The organism is Streptomyces sp. NPDC054840 (genome assembly GCF_053611065.1).
On the sequence record NZ_JBSGZP010000196.1, the window covers coordinates 1 to 11139 of the forward strand.

The window sequence follows — 11139 nt, forward strand, 5'->3', positions numbered from 1 at the left end:
CAGATGGAGAGGGCCCTGGACGCAACCGCCCGAGCCGCGGGCGCCTCCGTCGGCCTGCTCTACCTTCCCGGCCCCCACGGGCATGTCCTGTATCTCGCGACGGCGTGCGGAGTGTCGCGGGACTTGACGGCCACGTGGTCCCGGGTCGGGTGGGAGGACCCCACCCCCGTCGCCGACGCGGTACGCGAAGACCGGCTCGTGTGGCTCGGCGGCCCTGAGGAGACCGCACGGCGTTATCCCAGGCTGGGCCTCGTGGTGCCCTACGACTTCAGCCTCGCCGCCGCTCCGATCCCTCATGAGGGCACGCGGGCGCTGGGCGGTGTCGTCCTGCTGTGGCCCGGGTCGCACCCGCCCCACCTGGCACCGCGTGAACGGCATGTGATCGAGACGGGGTGCCTACGCCTGGGGAACGTCCTGCGCCGGGCCGTGGAAGAGGGCCGACCGATCCACCCGCCGGCCCGCCCCGTGGTCCTGCGCCCTCCGCCACCACCGACCCCGGGACCCGTCGAGGCCGCCGCGGTGCTGGCCTTCGCCCGCCGGCTTCCCGGCGGAAGCTGTGCACTCGACCTGAGTGGAAGGATCACCTTCGTCACCGCCGAGGCGGCCGACCTGCTCGGCTCTTCCGTACGCGACCTCCTCGGCGTCCTGCCCTGGGAGGCATTGCCGTGGATGGACACCCCCCTGGTCGAGGACCACTACCGGGCGGCGGCGATCAGCCGCCTGCCCCGCTCCTTCACCGCCCTGCGACCTCCCGGCCACCTGCTGCGCTTCGAGCTGTACCCCGACGACTCGGGCATCAGCGTCCGCATCACCGAGGACCACGGCGCCGGCGCCGCCACCCGGCACACCGCTTCGGCCGCCGACGCGCCGGGGCCGGCAGCGGGACCGAGCCGAGCCACCGCCCTTTACCACCTGATGCACCTGGCTGCCACCCTGACCGAGGCGGTGCATGCCCGGGACGTGGTCGAACGAGCCGCCGACCAGCTCGTTCCCGCTCTCGGAGCGCAGGCCATGGCCCTCCTCGTCGTGGAGGAGCAGCGGTTGCACATCGTCGGCTACCGCGGCTACACGGCCGAGTTGATGGCCCGGTTCGACGGAGCGCCCACGGACTCCGACACGCCCACCACCTACGTGCTGCGGGAGGGCAGCCCCGTGTTCTTCCCCGACGCCGCCACGCTCCTGGCCGCGTATCCGTCGGCCGTGATCCAGGACGGCATGGGCGCATGGGCCTTCCTGCCCCTGATCGCTTCCGGCCGCCCCGTGGGCTCGCTCGTCCTGGCCTACGGCCGACCGCGCGTCTTCGCCCCCGGCGAGCGCGCCGTCCTGACATCGATCGCCGGTCTGATCGCCCAGGCCCTGGACCGGGCCCGCCTCTACGACTCCACCCACCAGCTCTCCCGCAGCCTGCAGACCGGCCTCCTGCCGCACAGCCTCCCCCACGTTCCCGGCCTGGACGTGGCCGCTCGGTACCTCCCCGCATCCCGCGGCCTGGACATCGGGGGAGACTTCTACGACGTGATCCGCATCGACGAGACCACCGTTGCCGCCGCCATCGGCGACGTCCAGGGCCACAACGTCACCGCTGCCGCCCTCATGGGGCAAGTCCGTACCGCGGTCCACGCCAGCGCGGGTGCCCCACCCGGCGAAGTCCTCGCCCGGACCAACCGTCTCCTCACCGACCTCGACCCGGGACTCTTCACCAGCTGCCTGTACGTCCAGATCGACCTCGCACGCCACCACGCGTGTCTGGCGACGGCGGGGCACCCTCCGCCCCTGCTCCGCCGTGCCGACGGCACCACGGAAGTGCTCCACCTCGACCCGGGCCTGCTCCTCGGCATCGACCGTGGCGCCACCTACCCCCTCACGGAGATCCGCTTCGACCCCGGCACCCTCCTGGCTCTCTACTCTGACGGCCTCGTCGAAACGCCCGGGACCGACCTCGGCGACGCGATCAACGCGGCCGCCGCACAGCTGTCGCGAAGCCACGACCAGCCGTTGGCCGCGCTCGCGGACGACCTCATACGCCACGCCCAGCAGGCGGGTCCGCGCACCGACGACATCGCTCTCCTGCTGATCCGGTACGGACACGCGGTCCGCTGACCGAACCGCCCCGCACGGGGTTCACCTCCTTGTACCGGCGCCCGGGGACGGGCCGGCCGAGGCCCTGGCATGCGGGTCGGTGCCGAGGGATCACCGAGGGGCGGCGCCCTGCCTCTGGTGCCGCCCGGGAAGCGTGCTGAAGAATGCCGCCAGGGTCTGTGCTCCCTTGGACAGGGCACGCACCTCGACCTTCTCGTCCGGTCCGTGCCAGCGGTCGTGCAGCAGGCCGGTCCCGAAGAACAGGACGGGTGCGTCCAGGGCCCGGGACAGCTGGGCCGCCGGTGCGGCACCGCCGTTGCCCATCTGCCGGGGCAGCCCGCCGAACGCCCGGCTCATGGAATGCCGTAGCGCTGCCAGGGCCGGAAGGCCGGTCGGAGTGGTGTAGGGGTCGGATATCGTCGAGGACACCTTCAGCTCGTACGCGAAGCTCTCCCCGGCGTGCGCGTCGAGCCAGGAGCGCAGCTGCGCGGCGACCTCGTCGGCGGTCTGGTCCGGGACCAGGCGCAGAAGGAGGTCCGCCGACGCGACCGCCGGGATGACACCGCGTACAGGCTCGTGCGGGTCACCCCCCAGCAGGCTGCTTATCTCTGCCGAGGGCCGGGACCAGACGCGTTCCCGGACGCCGTGTTCCTCCTCGCCCACGATGCCGAAGGTACCCGTGTCGTCGGTCCACGCGACCCGATCCAGGGCAGGCAAGCCGTCCCGCTCGGCGCGTTCGGCGGGCGTAGGGCCGCGTACGGCGTCGTAGAAGCCGGGCAGCGTGACGCGGCCGGCGCCGTCGTGGAGTCGGCCGAGGACCCGGCAGAGTTCCGTCAGGGCATTGGGCGCGGCTCCGGACACCGCGCCGCTGTGGATGTCCCGGTGGGCCCCCCGGATCTCCAGGTGGGCGTTGACGGAGCCCCGGACAGCCGTGCATACGGCAGCGTCGTCCAACGACCACAGCATCGTGTCCGAGACCATCACCACATCAGCCGTGAGCTGCGGCGCGTGCTCGGCGAGGTGGACGGAACCGATCTCCTCTTCGCCCTCGATCAGCAGTTTCAGCGTCACGGCGGGCGCGGGAATCCGTTCCGTCGCGCGGTGGGCGCGTAGCGCCCACAGATGGCAGATGACCTGGCCCTTGGCGTCGGACGCTCCCCGCCCGTACAGCCGGCCCTCGCGCAGGACCGGTGTGAAGGGGGACGTCTCGCGCCACTCCTCGTCCTTGACGGCGTGCACATCGTGGTGGCTGTAGACGAGCAGCGTGGGCGCCGCCGGGTCGGCGGAGGGCCAGCAGGCGTACACGGCGGGCAGCCCTTCCGTCCGCCACTCCTCGACGATCGGAAAGCCCTCCTGCCGCAGGGCCGAGCACAGCCACCGGGCGGAGCGGGACACGTCGGCCTCGTGCGCCGGATCGGCGGAGACGGAGGGGAGCGAAACCCAGGAGGACAGGGCCCGCAGCATGGCGTCAGCGTGGGCCGAGACCGCTCGCCTCAAGGATTCGTCCTGCTCATTGGTTCTGGCGTCCGGCATCGCCGTGCACCCCTCTGAGTGGTGGTAGGTGATGACAGGAGAGAGGACTTACGCGACGGGGTGGGACGCTACGGCCCGACGCCGGGGGCTCAGGAGTCGTCGTCGGGGACATGGATCTCCAGGACGCAGATGTCGTCGCGGTTCCCCGGACGCATCGCGGCGAGCGTCCGTGCGAGGCCTTCACCCCGTCCCTCCCGGATGAGGCTCAGGGTGGTTGCGGCGAACCGGTCGAGTCCGACGTCGATGTCCTCGCCCGGTTCCTCCACGAGGCCGTCGGTGTAGAGCAGCAGGCGGTCGCCGGGCAGCAGATCGATGACGGCCTGCCCGAAGGAGGCGCTGAAGGTGGCGCCCAAGAGGATGCCCTCCGGCTGTTCGAGGAACTGCGCTCGGTCTCCGCGGATCAGCAAGGGGGGCAGGTGGCCTGCCCGCACCCAGGTCAGGCGCCGGTCCCAGGGCTGGTACCGGCCCATGACCATCGTGGCGGTGGCGCCGGCCGACGGGTCCGAAGCGGTGTGGAGCAGGAGGGTGTTGAGCCGGCGTAGGACGTCGGGCAGCGCCGAGCCGGTGACCGTCATGCCCTTCGTGGTGAACCGCAGCTGGGCCATGGTGCCGACGGCGGCCAAGCCGTGCCCCGCCACGTCTCCGACGACGAACAGAGCGCTCCCGTCGGGAAGCTCGATCGCGCTGTACCAGTCTCCTCCGACGTTGACGCCGCTGTCGGCGGGGACGTACGCGACGTCGACGCGCAGGCCGGCCAGTCGCAGGGACTGGTCGGGGATCGGCAGCAGAGTGTTCTGGAGCCGGGTGGCGAGTGTGCGTTCGGCCTGGAGCATGCCCCGTTGGAGGAGGACGGCGCGCTCGCTCTCGCGCAGGGCGAGCTCGACACCGCGCTGCGCGCTGAGGTCCTGGAAGAAGCCGTGGACCTCGACCGGGGTGCCATCGGCATCCGTCTGGGCCTCGGCGACGATCCGTAGGTGACGCACGCCGTGTGCGGTGGTGATGCGGAACGGCTGGTCGATTGACTCGCCCTCGCTCAGGAGCCGCCGGACGGCCGCGCCCAGCTTGGGCAGGTCGTCGGGGACGAGGTGCCTCGGCAGTTCCTCCAGTGTCATCGGTCCGTCACGTGCGTCGCGGTCGAAGATGGCGTAGACCTGATCGGACCAGGTGATGGTGTCCGTCGTGAGGTTCCATCCGGCCCAGCCCAGGTTGCCCAGCCGCTGCATGTCGGCCAGCCGCCGTGCCTCACGCTCGCTGGCGTCGTGCTGTATCCAGGACACCACCAGGTGGTCCTCCAGCCGGGAGGCCCGGACCGAGTAGACGGACTGGTGCGGGACGCCGGCGACCACTTCCTCGTAGGGGAAGGGATCGCCCTCGTACGTGGTTCCCGTCGTGAGCGTCTCCAGGTATCCGTCCCACAGCGCGGTGCCCGCCACGGTCGGGTACGTCTCCAGGACCCGGCGGCCGATGAGCTCTTTGCCGCGCCGCCCGGCGGCGTCCACCGACTCGGGCGCCGCCGCGTCGATGCGGTAGTCCTCCACCTCGCCGGACGCCGAGCGCAGGGGCGTGAGCAGGACCGCGGGTCCGGTCATCGCATCCAGGATCCGCTGGACGGACGACACGGCGGCGGCACCGCCCGCGGCCTCGCCGTGGCCGTGGGCCCGCTCCGGCCACCCCAGCGGGCCCGCGCACAACTGGGCCGCCCGCCGAAGCAGGGTCCGGGTGTCGGCCGCGAAGGGACCCCGTTCCGAACGGAGAAAGCCGATGGCCGCCTTCGGGGAGCCCTCCCCGGGTACGGGGAGCCAGGCGCGCGACGGCCACCGCTCCGGCGGGTCTCCGATCAGCAGGTACCGGCGGGCGTCCTGCGCCGGGTCCTCGAGCCACAGGGCGTGGCCGTCGGCGATCGCCTCCAGGGCGGCGACGCCACCGAGCGGGGGGACGTGACGCCACTGCTGTGCGAGTCCCTCGTCGATGCCGGCGCGGCCGGTCAGCTCCAGGCTCCCGGCGGAGGTAAGGGAGTAGATCATCACGGCATCCACGCCGGTGGCGCCGCCGAGCACGGTGCGCAGCAGCTGCGCGATGTCGTCACCGTGGTGTGCCGTAGCCAGCCCTTCGGCGATCAGGGCCGGCAACGAACGCAGGGTGGCCTCGGAGCCGCCGCCCCTGAGATAGCGTCCGCGGCTGTAGGAGGAGATCTGCTCCTTCCGCGGGCGTACGGCCTGCGGGCGTACGGCCTCGGCGGCGGTGTGCGCGGACAACTGGGGGCCGGTCCCGGATGGCGGACGGGAGCGTATCCGCCCCAGGACGATCCAGCACTCCTCCAAGAGGGTGTGGCCCCGCTCACCGGCATGGTCGACGAGCAACTGGTACGCCGTGTCGGCGGAGACGCCCTGCTGGGCCATCAGCACGCCCTTGGCCCGCTCGACGACGGCGGTGGTCGCGGCTACGCCTTCCAGGTCCGCGCATTCCGACCGCAGCCTGGCGATCACTTTCGCGAGGGCCAGCACCTCGGGCGCGGCGCCCTCGACCAGAGGCGCGGCATCACCCTTCACACCTTGAGCATGGCACGTGGCTCGCCCGTGCGCTGAGCTCGATGCGCCGCATTCACGCGGATCACTGGCGGTCACCGCTTGTCGCTGGATTTCCGTGAGCCGCCCGCGGGCCCCGGAGAGGCAGCGGGACCGCGCGGGACCCTTGGTCCCAGAGCGGCGAGGTCGGTGTCGAAGGCTGTGTCCACCGTTCAGTCCTTTCCCCCGCCGCCGGGGAGAAACTCCTGAACCTTCGCCTTGAACCCCTGACGCACCACGGCGGCGCGGTCGCTGTCCCCCCGGAGCACCGACTCGGCGGCGGCCTTGATCTGGTCCCAGGTGGCGTGGGGTGGAATCGGAGGTACGGCCGGGTCCGTCCGGAAGTCGACGACGTACGGCCTGTCCGCGGCCAGTGCCCGGCGCCAGGCCGCCGAGACGTCGTCGGGGTTCTCCACCCGTTCGCCGCCGAGCCCGAACAGGGCTGCGACATCGGCGTACCGCACGTCCGGGATGCTCTGCGAGGGTTCGAACTGCGGAGCTCCCTGGAGGGCGCGCATCTCCCAGGTCACCTGGTTGAGGTCGCCGTTGTTCAGTACGGCGACGACCAGCCGGGGATCGGACCATTCGCCGTAGTACTTGGCCGCGGTGAGGAGTTCGGCCAGACCGTTCATCTGCATGGCGCCGTCGCCGACGAGCGCGATGGCCGGGCGGTCGGGGTGGGCGAACTTCGCGCCGATCGCGTACGGGACGCCGGGTCCCATCGTCGCGAGGGTGCCCGACAGGGAGCCGCGCATGCCGTCCCGCATCCGCAGGTGCCGCGCGTACCAGTTCGCGGCGGACCCGGAGTCCGCGGTGATGATCGCGTCGTGCGGCAGCAGCTCGTCCAGCGCGTGGACCACGTACTCGGGATTGACCGGATGGGCCGCCACCTCGGCGCGCCGCTCCATGACCTTCCACCAGCGTGCCGTGCCCTGCTCGATCGCGTCGCGCCAGGCGCCGTCCGTACGGCCCTCCAGCAGCGGTGCGAGGCGGCGCAGCGTCTCGGCCGCGTCACCGACGAGGTTGAGTTCGAACGGGTAGCGCAGACCCACCAGGGTGGGGTCGATGTCGATCTGCACCGCGCGTGCCTGGCCGAATTCCGGCAGGAACTGGGTGTAGGGGAAGCTGGAGCCGACCACGAGCAGGGTGTCGCAGTCGCGCATCATCTCGTACGACGGGCGGGTACCGAGCAGCCCGATCGAGCCGGTCACGTACGGCAGCGTGTCGGGCAGCGCGTCCTTGCCGAGCAGGGCCTTCGCGACCCCCGCGCCGAGAAGTTCGGCGACCAGTTCGACCTCGGCGCGGGCGTGCCGGGCGCCCTGCCCGATGAGCATCGCCGGCTTCTCGCCGGAGTTCAGGATCTCCGCCGCCCGCTCGACGTCGTCGTCGGCCGGCACCGGGGCGTAGCGGCCGATGCCCAGGCTGGAGGGCACGTGCTTGAAGACGTGCGCGGGCGCCTCGTAGTCCAGTTCCTGGACGTCGGCGGGGATGATCAGCGCCGTGGGGGCCCGGCGGGCGGCGGCGATGCGCAGGGCCCGGTCCAGAACGTTGGGCAGCTGCTCCGGAACGGTGACCATCTCGCAGAAGTCGGAGGCGACGTCTTTGAAGAGGGAGAGCAGGTCGACCTCCTGCTGGTACGCGCCGCCCATGGCGCTGCGATCCGTCTGCCCGGCGATCGCCACGACGGGCACGTGATCGAGCTTCGCGTCGTAGAGGCCGTTCAGCAGGTGGATCGCACCGGGGCCGGACGTGGCCGCGCAGATACCGGTACGGCCGGAGAACTTGGCATATCCGACGGCCTCGAAGGCGGCCATCTCCTCGTGCCGGGCCTGGACGAATCGTGGTCGGTCCTCGGCACGGCCCCACGCGGCGAGGAGGCCGTTGATGCCGTCTCCCGGGTAGGCGAAGACGTGTTCGACGTCCCATTCCCGCAGGCGCTGCAACAAGTAGTCGGCGACCTTCATGGTGCTGCTCCTCGTCGGTACGATTCGGCCCCGCTCCAGTCGCCTGCCCGGCACAGTCCGACCCAATCACTCCCGCGGTCCGGTACACCGTCGTGCTCCCGCGTCCTGGCAGGGCCTCATCCGGATCCAGAAGCGATGGGGGTGGCATGCGCGGGCTGTCGGCGGGTAGCCGCAGGATCATGGATACGCCACGCCCTTTGGCCCTTGTCACCGGCGCTTCCAGCGGGATCGGTCTGGAGCTGGCACGCGAATGCGCGCGCCACGGATACGATCTCGTGATCGCGGCCGAGGACGAGCTCGTCCACGACGCGGCGGCTCGCCTGCGCGTGCACGGAACCGCGGTGCACGAGGTGCGTACGGACCTCGCCACGTACGACGGTGTCGAGGTACTCATGCGCGAGGTGTGGGCGCGCGGCCGTCCCGTGAGTACCGCCCTCCTCAACGCGGGCATCGGCCGGGCCGGCGCTTTCCTCGAGACGGATCTGGGCGACCTGGCCCGGGTGATCGACGTCAACGTCTCCTCCACGGTGCACCTGGCCAGGCGCCTGCTGGCGGACATGGCCGAGCGCGGGGAGGGCCGAGTGCTGATCACCTCGTCGGTCGCCGCCGAGATGCCGGGGCCGTACAACGCTGTCTACAACGCTTCCAAGGCCTTCCTGCAGTCCTTCGCCCGAGCGCTGCACCATGAGTTGCAGGGCACCGGTGTCACGGTCACAGCCCTGCTGCCCGGTGCGACGGACACACGGTTCTTCCTCCGGGCCGGCATGCTGGACACCCGTCTCGGCCGTTCGAAGAAGGACGACCCCGCGCTCGTCGCCCGCCAGGGGTACCGCGCCCTCATGGCCGGCCGGTCCCGGACGGTGGCCGGCTCCGTACGCACCCGGGTCAAGGAGCTATCCACCCGCGGGCTCCCGGTCGGGGCCAGAACCGCCCTGCACGCCCACTGGGCGCGACCGCATGGCAGCGGCAGTCATCTGTAGGCGGACTGCCGGATTGCGGCGCAGGCATCGCATCCGGCCGGCCGGGCAGCGGCAGTCGCACAGCAGAAATGGTCGACGCCGAGGGGCGAAAGCCGCTTCCTCGATCAGGGAAGGGCCGCCGGAGTCGACTCCGAAAGGTGGCAGCCATGAGGGTACGTACCGACCGCGGCGCCGACCGCGACACGTCGGCGGATACGACTGCGGACGCGGGAGCGGCATACGATGCCCGCCCCTACCTCCCACGCCGGGGCGGCCTGGCGAGCCTCAGGCGGGCAGCGGCCTCGTGTCGGGGCTGTCCGCTGTTCGAGGACGCCACACAGACGGTGTTCGGAGCGGGACCCGCGCACGCCCGGCTGGTCCTTGTCGGGGAACAGCCGGGCGATCAGGAGGATCGCCAGGGCGAGCCCTTCGTCGGCCCGGCCGGCCGGCTGTTGCGCAAGGCCTTGGACGAGGCGGGGCTCGGCGACGAGCCCGTCTACTTCACCAATGCCGTCAAGCACTTCAAGTTCACGACCTCGGAACGCGGTAAGCGCCGCATCCACAAGGCTCCCAGCCTCCGGGAGATGACGGCCTGTCGGCCGTGGCTGGAGGAGGAGCTGCGGCTCGTCGAGCCCGAGGTGGTCGTGGTGCTCGGCGGAACGGCCGGCAAGGCGCTCCTGGGCAATGCGTTCCGGGTGAGCGAACAGAGGGGAGTGCTGCGGTCCCTGCCTGACCGGGAGAGCGCCGACGAGGACCCCTCCCAGGCCGGCCGGCCGCAGATTCTGGCCACGTTGCATCCATCGGCCGTGCTGCGCGCGCCCGACCGGGAGGCGGCCTATCAGGGTCTGCTCGCCGATCTGCGGGCGGTCACGAAGGCGCTGGGGTGAGCCCGCGCACCGTCCACCCCGGGGGTGTGCCTCCAGCCCAGGGTCCCGGCAGGGACGCCTCGATCTCCATGGGGCGATGGGCCGAAAATCCAGTCAAGGTGATAGGGGGCGGCCCTTCGGGGTAGCCGAGAGTCACCTGGCGGGTCGGCGAAGCCATGCAGGGTGCCCCCTGTCAGGAACTCGATGAGAGCCGGGAAGCCACGGCCCGCCCGGCCAGGTCCTGGCCCCCGGATACAGCCCACTGGCAAGGCCGGACCGCTTCTTGAGAGAGCAGAACAGGAGCACACGGTGAGCGAGCACAAGCACCCCCGTACCACCCCGTCGCAGGCCCCAGGTGAAAGCGGTGACCCTGAAGCCCGGAAACAAGCCGAGCAGGCCGTGGTGCCGACCGGCGAGCACGGCGAAGCCGGCGACGCGCTGACCCCCAACGCCGACGCGCAGCGCCGGACGCAGAAGGACGAGACGGCGGCCCGCAAGCAGAAGCACAGCCGCGGCTGAGGCGGCCGGCCACCGCCCCGGCCGGCGAGGGCGATCGTCACGCCCGAGCACTTTAGGGGAGTCGCCACCTCGTCGCCGGGGCAGGCGCGTGGTCAGCGGGCACGGATGCGGGGTTCTTCTGCGGAAGCCGCGGACAAGCCCGAATCCGCCACGCTCGCGCTGTACCGACCCAGATCAAAGGAGCAGGTCATGTCACAGGTCAAGGAGTCCATCGAGGTCGACGTTCCGGTCCGTACGGCGTACGACCAGTGGACGCAGTTCGAGTCGTTCCCGGAGTTCATGGACGGGGTGGAGCGGATCGAGCAGCGCACGGATACGCTCACGCACTGGGTGACGAAGATCAGTGGTGTCGCGCGGGAGTTCGACGCGGAGATCACTGAGCAGATCCCGGACACCAAGGTCGCCTGGGTCACCGTCGGAGGCGGGAGCGAGCAGTCCGGCTTGGTGACCTTCCGGCCCATCGACCCCACCCATACGCAGGTCACGCTGATGATGGACTTCGATCCCGAAGGGATGGCGGAGAACATCGGCGACAAGCTCGGCTTCGTCGACCGGCAGGTCAAGGGCGACCTGAAGCGCTTCAAGCACTTCATCGAGGACCGCGGCTCGGCCACGGGAGAGTGGCGCGGCCAGGTCTGACAGCCACGCCGGACCC

The 11139-nt window shown here is 71.3% G+C and carries 8 protein-coding genes; 5 read left to right on the forward strand and 3 right to left on the reverse strand.

Features of this window, described 5'->3' with window-relative positions:
• Nucleotides 1-3: 3 nt before the first annotated feature.
• Nucleotides 4-2100, forward strand: a complete 2097-nt coding sequence (locus ACWGIU_RS16345) for a SpoIIE family protein phosphatase (RefSeq protein ID WP_453706360.1) — start codon at nt 4-6, stop codon at nt 2098-2100.
• A gap of 90 nt (nt 2101-2190) precedes the next feature.
• Here ACWGIU_RS16345 and ACWGIU_RS16350 read toward each other — a convergent pair whose 3' ends face one another.
• The 3 genes from ACWGIU_RS16350 to ACWGIU_RS16360 all read right to left on the reverse strand — a co-directional run bounded on the left by ACWGIU_RS16350 (nt 2191) and on the right by ACWGIU_RS16360 (nt 8140).
• Complete coding sequence (locus tag ACWGIU_RS16350; protein ID WP_453706347.1) at nt 2191-3543, reverse strand: M20/M25/M40 family metallo-hydrolase; 1353 nt, start codon at nt 3541-3543, stop codon at nt 2191-2193.
• Between the two features lie 158 nt (nt 3544-3701).
• A complete protein-coding gene (locus ACWGIU_RS16355) occupies nt 3702-6161 on the reverse strand; it encodes a SpoIIE family protein phosphatase (RefSeq protein ID WP_453706349.1) in 2460 nt (819 codons plus the stop codon).
• 188 nt (nt 6162-6349) lie between these two features.
• A complete protein-coding gene (locus ACWGIU_RS16360) occupies nt 6350-8140 on the reverse strand; it encodes a thiamine pyrophosphate-requiring protein (RefSeq protein ID WP_453706350.1) in 1791 nt (596 codons plus the stop codon).
• A 197-nt stretch (nt 8141-8337) separates the two neighbouring features.
• On the opposite strand from ACWGIU_RS16360, the gene ACWGIU_RS16365 reads away from it, so the two are divergent.
• The 4 genes from ACWGIU_RS16365 to ACWGIU_RS16380 all read left to right on the forward strand — a co-directional run bounded on the left by ACWGIU_RS16365 (nt 8338) and on the right by ACWGIU_RS16380 (nt 11123).
• The gene (locus tag ACWGIU_RS16365) at nt 8338-9120 is read left to right on the forward strand and encodes an SDR family NAD(P)-dependent oxidoreductase (RefSeq protein ID WP_453706352.1); all 783 of its coding nucleotides are present in this window, start codon (nt 8338-8340) and stop codon (nt 9118-9120) included.
• Between the two features lie 146 nt (nt 9121-9266).
• Nucleotides 9267-9986: a UdgX family uracil-DNA binding protein gene (locus ACWGIU_RS16370; RefSeq protein ID WP_453706354.1), complete on the forward strand. Its 720-nt coding sequence runs from the start codon at nt 9267-9269 to the stop codon at nt 9984-9986.
• Nucleotides 9987-10274: 288 nt separating this feature from the next.
• The gene (locus ACWGIU_RS16375) at nt 10275-10484 is read left to right on the forward strand and encodes a hypothetical protein (RefSeq protein WP_453706356.1); all 210 of its coding nucleotides are present in this window, start codon (nt 10275-10277) and stop codon (nt 10482-10484) included.
• A gap of 189 nt (nt 10485-10673) precedes the next feature.
• Nucleotides 10674-11123, forward strand: a complete 450-nt coding sequence (locus tag ACWGIU_RS16380; protein WP_453706358.1) for an SRPBCC family protein — start codon at nt 10674-10676, stop codon at nt 11121-11123.
• Nucleotides 11124-11139 lie beyond the last annotated feature (16 nt).